Source organism: Rhizobium sp. NFR07, from assembly GCF_900111905.1.
Classification (GTDB): Bacteria; Pseudomonadota; Alphaproteobacteria; order Rhizobiales; family Rhizobiaceae; genus Neorhizobium.
This window is the reverse complement of record NZ_FOKM01000014.1, coordinates 85,744-102,090: the sequence shown is the minus strand read 5'-3', so window position 1 is coordinate 102,090 and position 16,347 is coordinate 85,744. Positions and strand designations below refer to the sequence as shown.

Sequence of the window (16,347 nt, the reverse complement as noted above, 5' to 3'; positions counted from 1 at the left end):
AAGCTCCCTGATTAAAGTTCCCCTCTGGCCTGCCGGCCATCTCCCCCACAAGGGGGAGAAGACTTGTGGCAACCGCCTCGGATAAATCGAGCGTTGGCGGTTCGGCTGGGTTAAGCCCTCCCCCTTGTGGGGAGGGTTGGGAGGGGTCTTTCTTTTCTTTTGCGATCGTCCCTATCAATCAAGCGACAGCGGCAGAAGCTCGATGGCGTTGGCGGCAACCGGGGTGAAGACGAAGTTCTTCACGTTTGCGCCGAAGCCGAGCTTGCGCTTTTCGAGTAAGCCAAAAATATCCGGCGCGTCGTCGATGACAAGTTCCTGGAACTGCTTGTAAAGTTCCGCACGCTTGGTCTGGTCGGTCTCGACGCGGGCCGCCTCGATCAGCTTGTCGACTTCCTCGTTCTTGTAGACCGGGTTCTGCCACTGGCCATTGCGCGACGAGTGATAGGCGGCAAAGGCGACGTTGTCCGGATCGGCATAGTTGGCCGTCTGGAACAGGCACATGAAGCTCGGCATCGTGTCCGGAGACTGTGCAGCCGCAACCGTGTCAGGCCATGTGGCAGGGCGGATATCGAGTTCGATGTTGAGCGCTTTCAATGCTTCCAGCAGCAGGAGAGACCAGCGACGCTGGTTTTCATAACCGGTGGCATGCATGACGGAGAGCTTGAAGCCGCCATCCTTGTATTCCGACTTGGCGAGATATTCCTTCGCCTTGTCCATGTCGTGACGATAGACGGTGAGGCTCGGGTCGTGGCCAAAGATGCCGGTCGGCAGCGGGCCGACCATCAGTTCGGCCGGGCCTGCGGCATCCAGCATGCTCTGGTAATTGAAGGCGTAGGAGATCGCCTTGCGCAGGTTCTTGTCTGCGAGCGGTCCCTTGGCAGTGTTCATCTTGATCGAGAAGGTGCGGTATTCCGGCTCGATGACGCTAACGACGGCCGGATTGTCCTTCAAGGCTTCCATGTCCTCGGCGTAAAGCTCGAGGGCGATATGCGCTTCCTTGCGCTGCAGCATCATGCGTTCGGTGGACGCCTCGCGCACGATCTTCCAGATCGCGCCTTCGAGATTGCCGCCGCCCTGGTGCCAGTCGTCCTTGACGCGGATGAACTCGTACATGTTGCCGGGCAGAACACGGCCCAACTTGAACGGGCCGGAGCCGGCCGTGTTGGCCAGAAGATAGGCTTGACCGTCATCGCTGCCGATATTGGCTTCGACCACCGTGGGGTTGACGATGAACATCCACGGCAGGACCTGCAGGAAGGGCGCGAAGGGTGCCTTGAGATCGAAGGCGACGGTCTGGGCATCCGCCGCCTTGACGCTGTCGGCATCGACGATACCGGCGATCATCCAGGAGGGACCGCGCTTGAGCTTGACGATGCGCTTGAAGGAATAGACGACGGCTTCTGCCGTCACCGGCGAGCCGTCCTGGAACTTCGCAGTCGGATCGAGCTTGAATTCGTAATGCTTCTGGTCTTCCGAAACCGTCCAGCTGGTTGCCAGACCCGGCTTGACTTCCGGCGGCGTGCCGACGACGCGCACCAGCGCATCATAGGTGTTGCGGAACAGCATGGCCGGGGCATAACCGGTGGCGACATGCGGGTCGAAATTCGGAATATCGACACTGCTGGCCATGATCAGGATCTTGCGGCCTGCGGCAAAGCTTTCGAGCGGCATCGAAGCGAGCGCGGCCGCGGAAACCGCCGAACCCATGAACGAACGTCTGGTCATCTGCATGCGAATGGTCTCCTGGTTTTTGGATAACCGGCCGTCTCCCCTTAAGACGACCGGAATTTATCGTTCAGGCTGCGGTATCGGACTTCTTGCGTTCCCCGCTGCGGGCCGTGCGGCCATAGATGGCGTCGGCCGCTTCCGCGCTGACGTAACCCTGGCGCACGTCGTCATCGAGTTTTTCGATGCTGCGCTTCTTCGGATCACCGTAACCGGAGCCACCGGCAAGCGTCAGTTCCACGACTGCATCGGTGTCGACGAGATCGACGATCGCGCCGGTGCCGCAATCCTGCACCACGTCACCGCTGGCATGCGACAGGATCTTGCCGGTTGCCGTTTTGCCCGGCTTGCCGCCGAACAGGCCTTCGACGGGCAGATCGACACCTTCCGGCGACACGATCGCCTTGATCGGATGACCTTCGACATTGCGGCGCGAGATGCGGACGCGAACACCCAAACCACCGCGGTTTTCGCCGGCGCCGCCGCTGTCGGTCATCAGGCTCTTTTCCCAGATGACGATCGGCGAGCGGGTTTCGAACATTTCCAGCGACGAGGTTGCTGCAGACGTCGGCCACAGAAGCGAGGACTTGCCGTCCTTGGTCTGCGAAGCGCCCTGGCCGCCGCCGAGCAGCAGCAGTTCGTAGAACAGCGCGCCCGATTCGACCGACTTGCCATAAAAACTCATCAGGCTCGGCAGGCCGGAGAAGGACTGAGCGGTATCCGGTGCTGCTTCCGAAAGTGCGCGGAAGACGTTCGGTGCAAGGTACCAGCCGGTGCGGGTGCGGAGCGAAACCGGAGCCGGCTTTTCGCAATTGAGGATCGAGCCTTTTGGCGCCTTCACCGTGAACGGACGATAGCAGCCCGCATTGCCGCGGATGCCCGGTGTCAGCATGCACTTGATCGGGTAGGTCGCGTGTGCCGTCGTGTAGGAGAGCGTGCAATTGATGCCGCCCTTGACCGTCTGTGGCGGTGCGCCTTCGAAATCGAGTTCGATCTCGTCGCCCTTGACCGTCACCTTCAGCGGGAAGGTCATGGTCGAACCCATCGGATTGTTGGAAATCTCCGAATGGTAGACGCCGTCGGTGAGTTTGGTCACCGCATCGCGCATGGCCTTTTCGGAAAGCGACTGCACGACATGCGACAGCGCCTTCAGGTCGTGCATGCCATACTCTTCCATGAAGGAGCGCATGCGGGCGGAGCCTGTCTCGTTGGCGGAGATGAACGAACGGACGTCGCCGAGAACCTGGTCGCTGTCGCGAATATTGTCCGCCATCAGGCGGAACAGGTCTTCGTTCTCCTCGCCTGCGCGCACCAGCTTCATTTCCGGGATCTGGATGCCTTCTTCGTAAAGCTCGGTGACATTCAGACCGTCACGGCTGCCGCCGATATCGCCGACATGGCCGACCGTGCCCATCAGCGCCACGACGCGACCGCGATGGAAGACCGGCGTGACGATGGCGAGGTCGAACAGGTGGCCGGCGCAGAGCCACGGATCATTGGTGATGTAGACATCGCCCGGCTTCATCGTATCGACCGGGTAACGCTCGATGATCGCCTTCACCGCCATCGGCAGGGTCAGGTTGAAGACCGGCATGACGCGGGCGGAGTGGGCCAGCGTTTCGCCGTTCGGATCGAGAATGGCGCAGCCAAAATCCTGGCTTTCTGAGATGATCAGCGAAAATGCGGTGCGGCACACCGTCGACCACATTTCTTCCGCAACGTTGACGAGTCGGCTCCACATCACTTCCAGCGCGATCGGATCGGACTGGATGCGGCGGCTCGCCTCTTCGAGCGTCATCGTGTCTTCGACGATGGTCGCGCCCTTGGCGGTTTCGGCGATCTGGATGCGCAGGTTGCCGGTCTCGTCGACCGTCACCTTGTCACCCGGCGGGATGATGGTGGTGGATTCGCGTTCCTCGATGATGGCGGGACCTTCGACGAGAATACCCGGACGCATCGAATAACGGTCATAGATGCCGGCATCGACCCAGTCGCTGCCGAAGAACGTCTTGCGGGTGCCTTTTTTGGGATCGGTCGCGCCGCCTTCGATACCGGCCTGACGGACGGTCAGCTGCGGTACGGCGCCGGAAGCGCGGATGCGGAAGGAGAGGATTTCGAGCTTCGCTTCGGTCGGCACGCGGGTGTAGCGCGCGCTATAGACGGCTTCGAATGCCTTGCGGATTTCGGCATAGGCGCCGGCATCCAGCTTGCCCGCCGGCAGCGGCACGTTGATTTCATGCAACTGACCAAGGAGGCGGATGTCTGCCGAACGTTCGACCAGTATGTCGGCATCGGCAACGCCCGCGCTGCGCAGCTGCACGCGGCCATCCTCGGAAATTTCCTCGATGATGGCGTTGAGCTTGTCTGCTTCGAGTTTTTCCGACAACGCGATCGGGTGCGAGCGGACGATGTCGAAGGAGAGGGGGGCGGTGAGGAAGCCGAAAGCTGAAGCAGCACCGCTTGCCGGCGGTATGATGACTTCCGAGACGCCGAGAATGCGAGCGACCTTGGCGGCGAATGCCGGGCCGGCGCCGCCAAAGCCGATCATCGAATAACCGCGCGGATCCTTGCCTTTTTCGACGAGATGGATGCGGGCAGCGCTCGCCATGCTTTCGCTGACGACCTGATGGATGCCCCATGCCGCTTCGACGGCAGAAATGTTGAATGGCTTGGCGATCGTACCGAGCGCCTTTTCGGCGGCATCTAGATCGAGCGTCATGCGTCCGCCGAGGAAGAAGGACGGATCGTAATAGCCGAGCGCGACGGAGGCGTCTGTCACGGTTGGCTTCAGGCCGCCACGACCGTAACAGGCGGGACCCGGCTCCGAGCTTGCCGAATGGGGGCCGACCTGCAGCAGGCCGACGCCGTCGATCGAGGCGATCGAGCCGCCGCCGGCGCCGATTTCGATCATGTCGACGACTGGCGATTTGATCGGCAGGCCGGAGCCGTTCTTGAAGCGGTGCTCGCGGCCGGCTTCCAGATAGGAGGCGATATCTATCTTGCCGTCTTCGATCAGGCAGGCTTTTGCCGTCGTGCCGCCCATATCGAAGGCGATGACATTGTCATGACCGGCATTCTTGCCGAACCATGCGGTGGCGAGCGCGCCACCGGCCGGGCCGGACTCCAGTAGACGGATCGGGAAGGCGCGGGCGGTTTCAAGCGAAACGAGGCCGCCGGCGGAATGCATCAGGCGGAAATCGCCTGCAAAACCCATCTTTGCCAGTTCGCCTTCGAAACGGCGCAGGTAGCGGTCCATCAGCGGCTGCACATAGGCATTGGCGCAGGTGGTGACAAAGCGCTGATATTCGGAGATTTCGGCAACGACTTCCGAGGAAATCGAAATCTGCAGCTCTGGCAGGGCCTTGGCGATGATGTCGCGGGCGCGGCGCTCATGTGCCGGGTTCCGGTAGGAATGCATGAAGCAGATGGCGACCGCCTCGACACCGTCCTTCTTCAGCGCCTCGGCGGCGCGCAACACGGCGACTTCGTCAAGTTCGATGATGATATTGCCATCGGCATCGATGCGCTCCGTCACTTCCATGCGGCGCGAACGCTCGACCAGCGGCGTGGGATAAGCCAGCGTCAGGTCGTAGATGTCGTAACGCTGCTCGGTGCCGATTTCGAGAATATCGCGAAAGCCTTCGGTGGTGATTAGGCCGACCGGCGCGCCCTTGCGCTCGATGACGGCATTGGTGACCAGCGTGGTGCCGTGGACAATCTCGGAAAGGTCTGAAATGTCGATGCCGGCCGCCTTGACCAGTTCGCCGAGGCCACTCAGAGCACCTTGGGAGGGATCACGCGGCGTGGTCAGGCACTTGTGCAGACGGATCGCGGTGGCGCTCTCGTCGAAAAGGATGAAGTCGGTGAACGTACCGCCGATATCCACGCCCGCACGCAGGCGCTTACCGGTCGTCTGGCCAGTAGCTTGCATTTATCAATCCTAGGTCACGCAAATAAGCCGGCCATCATTGGGCCGAAGCTTCAAGTTCCCGAGCCGTAGTTTTGGGCAAATCTGCCGCGTCGGGCGATTGCCTCAAAATTCAGCTTCTCTCTCCGTTGCGAGATTTGTAGGCGGTGTTTTTTCGCGAGTCTAGCGTGAGTTTCAAAATTGACACCGAATTTCAATAGTGAAACAATTGCTCTTATTGAAACAAGCGAGTGGGGAAGATGGGCGTTCTTGACGATGCGGTTGCGATATTCGGATGTTTCTCTCTGGAGGAGCCGGCGATCGGGCAGGCGGATCTGGCGCGCCGCCTCGATCGTCCCAAGGCGACGGTTCATCGCGCGCTGAAAAGCCTCGTTGCCGCTGGCCTGCTCGAATACGACCACGCGACGCGGCTCTATTCGCCCGGCATGCGGCTTTTCGAACTCGGGCAGATCTTCCGCTCGCGCCATCATTTCCTCGATCTGGTCTATACGCGGGTGAAGCAGATCTGCGATATCGGCGGCCATACCGGCTACATTACCGTCTTCGATGGCGCCGATCTGATTGTGCTCAGGGTGGTGCGGGGTTCCAACCCGTTGGCAATCGCCTCGACGCCAGGCTACAAGTCTTCCGCCTACGCAACCTCCAATGGACGCGCGATGCTGGCGCTGCTGGACGACCCTGCATTGAAGCAGAGGGTCCCGGAGCCGCTCCCCTATGTGTCGCCGAACTCACCGAAGGATCATGCCGAGTTGATGGAGCGCATCGGCAAGATCCGCGCAACCGGCAGATCCTACGCATCAAACGAGATCGTGGAAGGTGTTTCATCCCAGGGCGTGGCCATGCGGGACCCTGAGACGATGGAGATTTTCGGCGTAGCGATATCCTATCCCGCCAGCCTCGGCACACCAGAGCTGAAAGAAAGGATTGCAGTCCTGCTGGACCAGATGCGAACCGACATCAGCACGAAGATTGAATGAGAATGTAGGCCGTTTCGTACCGCAGACGTAAACATGCTGGTCCGCCATACCTGCCACCGCAAGCAAACTACGGTCCTAAGTTTGGCCCGATCTTATCGATCATTGGTTTGCATTGCTGCCAATGTAGAAAGAGCCCTTGGCTGCAGACGTACCTGTCCAACGCGTATCGATGCCGATGTTCGCGGTACGTGCCTCAGCCGTGCTGGAAAGCATGGATCGGACGGTACCGATGCAGTCTGTAAGTGCATCCAGATTGGCAAGAGGACGCACTCCCGGGTCGCCTCGGATCTAGTGCACTCAAATCGTGAGGCTTTGCTTGGTGCGTGTTCGCGTTATCGGCTGCGCGACGTCATCTCCAAAAATATCGAGGGAGATAACCCTTCGGACCGCCTTTCTTATCGACCAACATATAGTCGAGGTCTCCCGATGATCTAAATCGGCTCTAGCTCCGGGCCGGCGGTTTGATACCCATCAAGAGCGAGACTGTGCTGCGTGTCCCAGCTGATCAACTCAATGGAAACCAAAGCGCCGCTGCTTGAATTCGCGCCGTACGGTACCACATCGCTCTGCGCTGTGAAGGATTACCGAAATGCCATCATTTCTCGAAACTACATTTGGCCCGGTCGAACTCGAAATTATCGATATCGCCTTTCAATCCTGGAAGAGCCGATGCGGGCTAGCGAAAGATGATCCCGACGCGATCATAGCCGCCGAGATTTGCATTAATCTTTTTCGAGAGGGACACAGGACGTTGCCCGAGCTGGTTCGTGCGATGGAAGGCCATAAGGCTCTCGGAGATATCTCGGCGGCTTACGAATAATCCGCACTCGGCCGCCATGCTAGAAGACCTGGCCCTCGGTGATCTACCATTGCTCCAGAACGAGACCTTTGTTGACCAATGAAGGCGTCGAGGAGGTCTACTCGAAATAGCGGGGACGTGCTCACCAACTTATCTGTTCCTATTAGCACGGAGCTCTCACTGATCAGTTGAGTGGCGAAGCCCAGTTCTGGCATTCTCCATGCATGAAAATGAAGAAACAGGCCAAGTCGATAAAGGTGGGGCGGCCCCATAAGCTTCTGCACGACCTGTCCAGGAAGGCGCCGGATAAACTGTTCGGTGCCGCGTTTCGCCAGCAATATGGAGCCTTGTGTTTTCGATATGGCGATGCAGGCCAAATCGACCTCCTTGTCGTCACATCACGCGACAGCGGGCGTTGGATAATCCCCAAAGGTTGGCCGATGAAGGGCAAGAAGCCGCACGAGGCTGCTGTCATTGAGGCCTGGGAGGAAGCCGGGGTTCGCGGCAAAGCGAAAAAGAAGGCGATTGGCCGTTACACCTACCTCAAAGAGCTGGACGGTGGTGTTGTGGTGCCCTGCGTCGTCGAGATTTTTCAGGTTGAAGTTGACGAGGTCAGTTCGAAATTCAAAGAGCGCGGGCAAAGGATCTTGGCATGGGTTAGCCCCGACGAGGCGGCTAGGCGCGTTCGCGAGATCGAGTTGGAAGTCTTTGCTTGTCAATTTCCGGCCGCGATGAACCGCGATTTGCTTGAAAACGCTCGAGCTTTGGGCTGGGACCGATCAGTCATACAGGTAATGTGCCTTCCAATCTGAACGTGGCACAACAGGTCCAATCTCATATTTGAGTTTGTGCGCGTCGAGATGGCGTGGACCCGTCATGCAGATGTATTTCAGCCGATACCATTTTCCGCGGCTACGCAGCACGGCTCCGGGCGCCTTGAACAGATTTTCGCTGCTGGCAGTGTCGCCGAAGGCATAGGCAATGACCTTGTCCACGCGAAACTGGGGATGTTCGCGGTTGATCCGAAACATCACCTCGGTGTCACAGGTCTGTTCGAGCCTTGTTTCCGGATCCAGCTTCATCAACTGGCCATTGAGCCGATCATCGTTCAGCGCATTGGCGGCGGTCGTCCAGCTGACGAAACCGAGTGCTGCTACCATACTGGCAAGCAGGCGGGTCTGCGGATTACGCATGTTTCTGAGAGATCTCGTGCTGTCCATGGCGAGTTTTTACGGCGCGCAAAGCTTAGCAGTCAACCAAGCGGAGATCCTGGGATCCAATGTCCTGTGGACAGGCGGCTGTGAACCTTAGCGATCCTATTTGGGCTTTGCGAGTGGCGTTCTGCGCGATTGACACCCTCTCTGGAGAGGAAGATGTCACTCTGACGACATCATGGAAGGAGACTATGGATGACTTTCCTGCCCCGCAATCTCGCTCTTCTGGCTGCACTTGTCGTCACGCCGGCCTATGCGGACGACGCGACTTTCGCCGGTGCGACCACCGACCAACTTGCTCATCGCGGCCCGATTCACTGGGTAGACGATCGGTCAGATCGAGAAGTCGCTGGAGGGTAAGCCGGCCATGACGGTCGGCTTCGATGTTGACGATACGGTCAAAATCGCCTGACGTCGCTTATTTCATCAGCGATGACTGCTTCTCCCTGCCTGCGCAACTGGCGCAAGATCGACTGTCAGCCAGTTCCACATTGTCTGCCTGCCTGTTCAAATCTATCGCAACAGCAATGGCCTTGATCGTACGTGCCGAAGCGGCCAATTGCTCATTCAGAGCGGGCAGCTAAGGCCCGTCGCATCCGGTAGTGCGGGAGCCAGGTTCGGCGCTCGTGTCAGCGCGATCAGCTTTTCAGGTCGTTTCAGTCACATCTCGGTAGCTGTCGGTAACGTCGACCTGCGATTGACAATGGTATCCGAACGCGTCGATTTCGCAGTGGGGCAGGAAATTGGACTGGCCTTGGAAGGACATGCCCTGTTTTTTCCTGACTGAATGAGGCTGCTCATCAAATTCTTTGACCTCGCCTTAACGCTGAATGAAACCACGTGGCAGGTTGAAAATTATGAAGGTTCAAATCACCTGATCCGGCTCTGCAGCAGTTCACCCTGTTGTTCCAGCACCGGGTATGCGGTCGCGGCAACCAGATGCGAATTCAACTGCTTGAGGTCGCGCAGCAAATCCAGATGCAGAGAGCTGGTTTCCGAGGCATCGACATTTCCTTTTCGAAGCAGTTCGAAATGTGCCCTGGTGCCGTCTCGCTCAACCTTTCTGAAAACGACCTTTTCCTCCGCCAGCATGCGGGCCATGCGCTCATCCTGTGACATGAACAGGGCAGCTGCCGTGTGCAGGTTCGTCGTCAACCTGTCGAAAAGTGCTTCAAGCTCGTCTCTGGCAGGTTTCGAAAATTTCATGCCTCGACGCAGGCGTTTCGCCAGATGCGGCAGGACATTCTGGTCCAGCACATCGCCTGCATGTTCCAGACCCGTTGAAAAGATCAGGATCTCTTCGAGCCTACGCTTGTCCGCTTCGCTGAATTCGTCGGGATCGATGGATGTCAGGTAAATCTTGACCGCGGTGTTAAGACGATCGAGAACCGTGTCCAGCTTGCGCAACGCAGACAAGGCCTTGCGATCGTTCGTTGAAAGCGCCGCTTTTGTCCCCGCCAGCATCTCCTCGAGTGTATCTACAATACGAAGCACCTCGCGGGCTGCGGCCTGCAACGCGACGATCGGTGTCTCTTTAGCTGAAGGATCGAGATATCGCGGCTGACCGGGATCGCTTTCGTCGATACGCTGCGGCATGAATTTGACGAGCGCGTTTGCAAATGGCGACAAGAAGGGCATGAACAGCGCGGCAACGACGAGGTTGAAGGCGGTATGAAAATTGGCCACCAAACGACTGTCGCTGCCGGCTGACTGCGTCATCAGATAGGTGATCTGCTCGAGGAAGAGAAAGGCGAGAGCAACGCCGATTATTCTGGTAAGAAGGTTTCCTATCGGAAGGCGGCGAGCCGAGAGAGCCGCACCCGATTGTCCTTCCACGACGGGATTGATCGCGGTGCCGAGGTTTGCTCCAAGCGTCATTGCGCAGGCCTGATAGGGATCGAGAAGGCCCTGACTTGCGAGTGACATGATCAGCAACACGACGGCGACGCTGGAATGCGCAGCCCACGTAAGCGCGGCAGCAAGCAGGAGGCTGAGGACGGGTGCCTTCGAAATGGCATGGAGCGCCCCTTGGAATGCGGGCGTATCAGCGTACTGCTCCAGCACCTCCAGCAATTGATGCAGGGCAAGAAGCATGAAGCCTATGCCGATGAAAACTCGGCCGAGATCATGGACCTGCGGGTTCTGCACCCGCCGGAACATCAGCACCCCGATCAGGATGAGTGCCGGTGACGCAGCCGCCACATTGAACGAAAGCACCTGGACGATCAGCGTGCTGCCGACATTGGCGCCAAGCATGACCGCCAGCGCCGGGACCAGATCCACCAGCCCGCCTGCTGTAAAGCCTGTTGCCATCAGCCCCGTCGCAGTGCTGCTCTGCAGAACTGCCGTGACGCCCATGCCCGCCATGAAGGCCTTCATGCGATTGCTGAGTGCGTGGCTCAGGAAGGACCGCAGGCTGGGACCGAAAGCGCGCTGGATGCCGGTCTGCACCATGCGCGTTCCCCAAAGAAGAAGCGCGATATGGCCAACCAGCGCAATGATGGCAAGGATGATGGACATAGGCACTCCAGTTGCATATTACGGAATATCAATAGCCGACTAATGATATTCGTCTTGCGTTCGTATGCAAGCGCTGGCGCGAAACTTCCTGTTTTTCCATTGAAATCATGCCTGCAGACGCTTTCCGTCACTGCCGAAAAGATGAAAGCGATCCGATGCCGCAGTGAGGTCCTTGCTTTCTCCGATCTCGATGACCGAGCGGCCGGGGACGCGGAAAACGACCGTGTCTCCTTCCTTCGTGGCGCCATGAACATAACTTTCGGCACCGACCAGTTCGACCGCGATAACCTCTACCTTGATGCGGAAACCATTGCCGGACGCAGCATCGGCAATGACAAGGTCCTCAGGGCGGATGCCTATCGTCGCCACGTTTGACGGCCAGTTGATGGCAGTGACTTGGCTTCCGGCCGGTTTCATCAGGTTCATCGATGGCGATCCTATGAAGGTGGCGACGAAAGTGGTGGCCGGCTTTTCGTATAACTCGATCGGCGTGCCGACCTGTTCGATCCGCCCGGCATTAAGTACCACCAGCCGGTCGGCAAGTGTCATCGCCTCCATCTGGTCGTGGGTGACATAGATCGACGTCGTGGCAAGCGAACGCTGCAGTCTGCGGATTTCCACCCGCATCTGAACGCGCAGTTTTGCGTCGAGATTGGACAGCGGTTCATCGAACAGGAAGGCGGAGGGTTTTCGCACAATGGCGCGGCCCATGGCCACACGCTGTCGCTGGCCGCCGGAAAGCTGGCGGGGTTTTCGTTCGAGAAACTGTTCGATTTCCAGAGCCCGCGCCGCCTCGGTAATGCGTCGGTCGATCTCGTCCTTCGGCGTGTTGCGGTTCTTCAGCCCATAGGCAAGGTTCTGGCGCACGGTCATGTGCGGGTAAAGCGCATAGTTCTGGAACACCATGGCGATGTCGCGCTCGGATGGTTCCAGCGTGTTGACGCGCCGCCCGGCGATCGTCACATCGCCGGAGGTGATGCTTTCGAGCCCCGCAACCATGCGCAGAAGCGTCGATTTTCCGCAGCCGGACGGGCCGACCAGCACGATCATTTCGCCATCGGCGATATCGAGCGACACGCTCTTGATCGCCTCGATATTGGTGCCGTAGACCTTGCGGACGTCTTTCAGTTCAATCGTAGCCATTATTTTTCGGTCTCCACCAAACCCTTGACGAACCAGCGCTGCATCAGCACCACGACGATGACGGGAGGAATGATCGCCAGGATGGCCGTCACCATCACGTAGTTCCACGGCGTCGAGGCATCTGCGAAATCCACCATGCGGCGAAGGCCGATGATGATCGTGTTCATTTCGGCCCTGTCGGTGACGAGCAGCGGCCAGAGATATTGCGTCCATCCGTAGATGAAGAGGATGACGAACAGCGCCGCGATATTGGTCGTCGACAGCGGCAGAAGGATATCCTTCATGAAGCGGAACGGCCCGGCATTGTCGATGCGTGCGGCTTCCACCATCTCGCCGGGAATGGTGAGAAAGAACTGCCGGAACAGGAAGGTGGCCGTCGCCGATGCCATCAGCGGCAGTGTGAGGCCTGCATAGGTGTTCAAGAGCCCGAGATCGACGATCACCTTGTAGGTCGGCAGGATACGAACTTCCACCGGCAGCATGAGCGTGATGAAGATCATCCAGAAAAAGCCCATGCGGAAGGGAAAGCGGAAAAACACGATCGCGAAGGCCGACAGGAACGAGATGATGATCTTGCCGATGGCAATCGCGACTGCGACGACAAAGCTGTTGAACAGCAGCCGTTCGAGACTGACGCCGACGACACGTTCAACGCCGCCGGAAATGGATTCCGAATAGTTTTCCATCATGTGCCCGCCGGGCAGCAGCGACAGCGGCGGCCGGATGATGGCGCCTGATGGCGCCGTCGAGGCGATGAACGTGTAATAGATCGGGAAGGCGACGATGATGATGCCGAGGATCAGCATCAGATGCGCCATCATGCTGGCTACTGGGCGGTTTTCGATCATCTTCTCACCTCAACCATAATGCACGCGCCGCTCGACGAAGCGGAACTGGAAGGCGGTCAGCGCGATGACGATGACCATCAGGATGACCGACTGGGCGGCCGACGAGCCAAGATTGAGGTTCACGAAACCGTCGTTATAGACCTTGTAGACCAGCGTTTCTGTGGCCTTGGCAGGTCCGCCGCCGGTGACCGAATGGATGATGCCGAATGTGTCGAAAAAGGCGTAGACGGTGTTGACCACCAGCAGGAAGAATGTGGTGGGCGCCAAAAGCGGAAAAACGATCGTCCAGAACCGGCGAGATCCGCGCGCGCCATCGATGGAGGCTGCCTCCAGGAGCGATTTCGGAATGGCCTGCAGGCCGGCGACGAAGAAGAGGAAATTGTAGCTGATCTGTTTCCAGGCGGCGGCCACCACGACCAGCGCCATGGCCTGATCGCCGTTCAGGAGCGGGTCCCAGGCAATGCCGTTGCGGCGCAGGATATAGGCGAACGTGCCCATGGCCGGGTTGAACATGAACAGCCACAACATGCCCGCGACCGCAGGCGCCACCGCATAGGGGATGATCATCATCGTGCGGTAAAACCCTTTACCACGCACGACGAGATCGGCGGCGGTCGCCAGAAGAAGCGCGATGCCCATGGAGAGCACGGCGGTGGCGATACTGAAGACGACGGTGACGCGCAGCGCATGCAGGTAATTGGCGTCCGACAGGATCGTGGTGAAATTGGCCAGACCCACAAACGTGCTCTGCAACCCGAACGGGTCTTCCCGCATGGCGGATTGGTAAAGTGCCTGGCTTGCCGGCCAGAAAAAGAACACGATGGTCAGCACGATCTGCGGCGCGACCAGAAAATAGGGAAGGATCTTGTTCGGAAACACGGTGCTTTGCACGGGCAGGCTCCTTGAGGATCAGGAAAGCCGCCCGCATGTTTTTCTCATGCGGGCGGCGAAGACCGATGTCAGTTTCCGAGCGCCTGCTGGATCGCCGCATTGCCGCGTTCGACCGCCTTGTCGAGAGCGGCCTTGGCGTCCTGCTTGCCGGCCAGCATGGCCTCGAATTCCTCGTTCATGATGTCACGCACCTGCGGCAGGTTGACGAGACGAACGCCCTTGGAATTTTCGGTCGGCGCCTTGCCCATCATCTGCAGAAGCGGCGTCTCTCGGCCCGGGTTCTTGTCGTAGAAGCCGGATTTCTTGGTCTCTTCATAAGCTGCCATCGTCACCGGCATGTAACCGGAGACCTGATGCAGGCGGGCCTGGATCTTGGTCTGAGACAGGAAGTTGAAGAAGGTAGCGACGCCCTTGTATTCCGCATCACTCTTGCCGCCGAACACCCACAGGCTCGCCCCGCCCGGAATGGTGTTCTGCGGACGTCCCTCACCCTCATAATAGGGCAGTTGGCCGATGCCGTATTTCATGCCGGACTTGATGATATCGCCAAGTCCACCGGAAGATTCCGTCAGGATGCCGCATTCGCCGGAGGTGAAAAGTTGCTTGGCTTCCGAGGTGCGGCCGCCATAGCGGAAGGTGCCATCCTTGGCGAGATCGGCGATCGACTGGAAATGTTTGACAAAGGGTTCCGAATTGAAGGCCAGCTTGACGTTCGTGCCCCCGAGACCGTTTTCGTCGCTTGCATAGGAGAGATTGTTCCAGGCGGCAAAGTTCTCGGTCTGGATCCAGGTCAGCCATGTCGAGGTGAAGCCGCAGTTGGCAGCCCCGCTTGATTTGATTTTCTTGGCGGCCTCAAAGACTTCCGGCCATGTCTTTGGCGGTGTGTCGGCGTTCAGACCCGCCTTTTCGAAAACATCCTTGTTGTAATAGAGGATGGGTGAGGACGAGTTGTAGGGGAAGGACAGCATCGTGCCGTCAGGCTTCGAATAATAGGCCACGATTCCAGGCAGGTATTGCGCCTTGTCGAACTTGAAGCCGCCCTTTTCCAAGACCTCCGCCACCGGCACGATGGCGCCCTGCGCACCCATCATCACACCGGTTCCCACATCAAAAACCTGGATGATGGCCGGTGGCTGCTTGGCGCGGAAGGCGGCGATGCCGGCATTCAGCGTTTCCGGATAGGTGCCCTTGAACACCGGCACGATCTTGTAATCGGACTGGCTTTCGTTGAACTCCTTGGCCAGCTGGTCGACGACCTCGTTATTGGCGCCGGTCATGGCGTGCCACCACGAGATTTCGGTGGCGGCGAGCGCACTCGATGCCATCAGCAGCGAGGCGGCGGTGGTAAGGACTGCTGCAAAAGCGGTTTTCATGGTCGATTTCCTCCCTTTCCATGAATTGGTCTGTCGCCGATCCGGCGGTTTTCTGCGAGCCCCTCCCCGGTCTCGCCACGTCTGACAGGCGTTCGCACCCTTTTCCTTCAGGCTGCGGCGACACCCCCCATATTGATGCCGGCGATGCGGCAAAGGTCTTCGGCAGCGCCCGGGCCCGCGGCCAGAACGGGAGCACCCTTGGTCAGTCGCTCGCCATCGCTTGGAAACGGCAGAAACCAGCCGCCCGCCTCGCGCACAAGGCAATAACCGCCAAGGCAATCCCAGGCATGCATATAGGGCTCATAGTAACCTGCGAGACGACCGGCCGCGACATAGGCAAGCATCAGAGCGCCCGAGCCCAGCCGCACGAAATTGCCACCGATCGCCAAGATGTCCTCGACGATCTTTCCGACCGATTGCGGTGTCACATGATGATTTGCGCCGATGCCGGTGACGGCGTTGCGGATCGTCTTGGTGTTACCCAGTTTGAGAGCCTTGCCGTTCAACGTGGCGCCGTTACCGAGCGCGCCCGAATACAGCTCATCATGGCAAGGAACATGGATGACACCGACCACCGGCTCATCCTTGTAGAGAACGGCGATCGACACGCACCAGTTCGGCATGCCGTGTACGAATGGGCTGGTCCCGTCGATTGGATCTACTACCCAGGTATAGCCGCTTCCGCCGCCGGTCAGCCCGTATTCCTCGCCGAGAAAGCCGTCATTGGGAAAGGCCTCTCCCGTTCTCTTCCGGATAAGGTCCTCAACTTCGCGATCGGCGATCGAGACGACATCCTGCGGATCACCCTTGGTCTCGATCACCAGCGTATCGCGACGGCGATAATAACCGAGCGCCAGCTTGCCGGCCTCGGCGGCTATACCTTCCGCCAGCTTGTGGCGTCTGGCGATCTCGTCATGTTCCGATGTCAT

Annotated in this window: 13 protein-coding genes; 4 read left to right on the top strand and 9 right to left on the bottom strand. The window is 58.9% G+C overall.

All coding sequences use genetic code 11. The features are described 5' to 3' along the window. Positions 1-174: 174 nt before the first annotated feature. Positions 175-1,731: an ABC transporter substrate-binding protein gene (locus tag BM216_RS25205; protein ID WP_093001977.1), complete on the bottom strand. Its 1,557-nt coding sequence runs from the start codon at positions 1,729-1,731 to the stop codon at positions 175-177. A 64-nt stretch (positions 1,732-1,795) separates the two neighbouring features. Beyond that, complete coding sequence (locus BM216_RS25200) at positions 1,796-5,656, bottom strand: hydantoinase B/oxoprolinase family protein (protein WP_093001976.1); 3,861 nt, start codon at positions 5,654-5,656, stop codon at positions 1,796-1,798. Positions 5,657-5,892: 236 nt separating this feature from the next. Here BM216_RS25200 and BM216_RS25195 point away from each other — a divergent pair, with 236 nt between their 5' ends. From BM216_RS25195 to BM216_RS25185, 3 genes are all read left to right on the top strand, one after another. Next, positions 5,893-6,630 carry an IclR family transcriptional regulator gene (locus BM216_RS25195; protein ID WP_093001975.1) on the top strand — a complete coding sequence of 246 codons (738 nt, stop codon included), beginning with the start codon at positions 5,893-5,895 and terminating at the stop codon, positions 6,628-6,630. A 589-nt stretch (positions 6,631-7,219) separates the two neighbouring features. Next, positions 7,220-7,450, top strand: coding sequence for a hypothetical protein (locus BM216_RS25190; RefSeq protein ID WP_093001974.1), 231 nt, complete (start codon positions 7,220-7,222; stop codon positions 7,448-7,450). A gap of 203 nt (positions 7,451-7,653) precedes the next feature. Further along, a complete protein-coding gene (locus BM216_RS25185; protein ID WP_093001973.1) occupies positions 7,654-8,241 on the top strand; it encodes an NUDIX hydrolase in 588 nt (195 codons plus the stop codon). Here the strand turns inward: BM216_RS25185 and BM216_RS25180 are convergent. Beyond that, the gene (locus BM216_RS25180; protein WP_244530315.1) at positions 8,209-8,622 is read right to left on the bottom strand and encodes a DUF930 domain-containing protein; all 414 of its coding nucleotides are present in this window, start codon (positions 8,620-8,622) and stop codon (positions 8,209-8,211) included. The two genes, BM216_RS25185 and BM216_RS25180, sit on opposite strands and share 33 nt — an antisense overlap. Positions 8,623-8,838: 216 nt before the next feature. On the opposite strand from BM216_RS25180, the gene BM216_RS34155 reads away from it, so the two are divergent. Next, on the top strand, positions 8,839-9,003 hold the full coding sequence (locus BM216_RS34155) for a hypothetical protein (protein WP_177230901.1): 165 nt from the start codon (positions 8,839-8,841) through the stop codon (positions 9,001-9,003). A gap of 510 nt (positions 9,004-9,513) precedes the next feature. On the opposite strand, the gene BM216_RS25175 is transcribed toward BM216_RS34155, so the two are convergent. From BM216_RS25175 to BM216_RS25150, 6 genes are all read right to left on the bottom strand, one after another. Further along, on the bottom strand, positions 9,514-11,163 hold the full coding sequence (locus BM216_RS25175) for a Na/Pi cotransporter family protein (RefSeq protein ID WP_093001972.1): 1,650 nt from the start codon (positions 11,161-11,163) through the stop codon (positions 9,514-9,516). A gap of 105 nt (positions 11,164-11,268) precedes the next feature. Continuing rightward, complete coding sequence (locus tag BM216_RS25170; protein WP_093001971.1) at positions 11,269-12,306, bottom strand: sn-glycerol-3-phosphate import ATP-binding protein UgpC; 1,038 nt, start codon at positions 12,304-12,306, stop codon at positions 11,269-11,271. Continuing rightward, the gene (ugpE, locus tag BM216_RS25165; RefSeq protein WP_093001970.1) at positions 12,306-13,154 is read right to left on the bottom strand and encodes a sn-glycerol-3-phosphate ABC transporter permease UgpE; all 849 of its coding nucleotides are present in this window, start codon (positions 13,152-13,154) and stop codon (positions 12,306-12,308) included. The genes BM216_RS25170 and ugpE overlap by 1 nt, the downstream gene beginning before the upstream one ends. 9 nt (positions 13,155-13,163) lie before the next feature. Then, positions 13,164-14,045, bottom strand: coding sequence for a sn-glycerol-3-phosphate ABC transporter permease UgpA (ugpA, locus tag BM216_RS25160; RefSeq protein WP_093001969.1), 882 nt, complete (start codon positions 14,043-14,045; stop codon positions 13,164-13,166). A gap of 68 nt (positions 14,046-14,113) precedes the next feature. Then, positions 14,114-15,418: a sn-glycerol-3-phosphate ABC transporter substrate-binding protein UgpB gene (ugpB, locus tag BM216_RS25155; protein ID WP_093001968.1), complete on the bottom strand. Its 1,305-nt coding sequence runs from the start codon at positions 15,416-15,418 to the stop codon at positions 14,114-14,116. Between the two features lie 107 nt (positions 15,419-15,525). Continuing rightward, positions 15,526-16,347 carry an inositol monophosphatase family protein gene (locus BM216_RS25150; RefSeq protein WP_093001967.1) on the bottom strand — a complete coding sequence of 274 codons (822 nt, stop codon included), beginning with the start codon at positions 16,345-16,347 and terminating at the stop codon, positions 15,526-15,528.

Bases quoted from the DNA above. Each gene is read 5' to 3' on its own strand.
- BM216_RS25175 (WP_093001972.1), bottom strand. From the start codon at position 11,163: ATGTCCATCATCCTTGCCATCATTGCGCTGGTTGGCCATATCGCGCTT.
- BM216_RS25205 (WP_093001977.1), bottom strand. From the start codon at position 1,731: ATGCAGATGACCAGACGTTCGTTCATGGGTTCGGCGGTTTCCGCGGCC.
- BM216_RS25195 (WP_093001975.1), top strand. From the start codon at position 5,893: ATGGGCGTTCTTGACGATGCGGTTGCGATATTCGGATGTTTCTCTCTG.
- ugpE (WP_093001970.1), bottom strand. From the start codon at position 13,154: ATGATCGAAAACCGCCCAGTAGCCAGCATGATGGCGCATCTGATGCTG.
- BM216_RS34155 (WP_177230901.1), top strand. From the start codon at position 8,839: ATGACTTTCCTGCCCCGCAATCTCGCTCTTCTGGCTGCACTTGTCGTC.
- BM216_RS25150 (WP_093001967.1), bottom strand. From the start codon at position 16,347: ATGACATCGGAACATGACGAGATCGCCAGACGCCACAAGCTGGCGGAA.
- BM216_RS25200 (WP_093001976.1), bottom strand. From the start codon at position 5,656: ATGCAAGCTACTGGCCAGACGACCGGTAAGCGCCTGCGTGCGGGCGTG.
- BM216_RS25170 (WP_093001971.1), bottom strand. From the start codon at position 12,306: ATGGCTACGATTGAACTGAAAGACGTCCGCAAGGTCTACGGCACCAAT.
- BM216_RS25185 (WP_093001973.1), top strand. From the start codon at position 7,654: ATGAAAATGAAGAAACAGGCCAAGTCGATAAAGGTGGGGCGGCCCCAT.
- BM216_RS25180 (WP_244530315.1), bottom strand. From the start codon at position 8,622: ATGCGTAATCCGCAGACCCGCCTGCTTGCCAGTATGGTAGCAGCACTC.
- ugpB (WP_093001968.1), bottom strand. From the start codon at position 15,418: ATGAAAACCGCTTTTGCAGCAGTCCTTACCACCGCCGCCTCGCTGCTG.
- BM216_RS25190 (WP_093001974.1), top strand. From the start codon at position 7,220: ATGCCATCATTTCTCGAAACTACATTTGGCCCGGTCGAACTCGAAATT.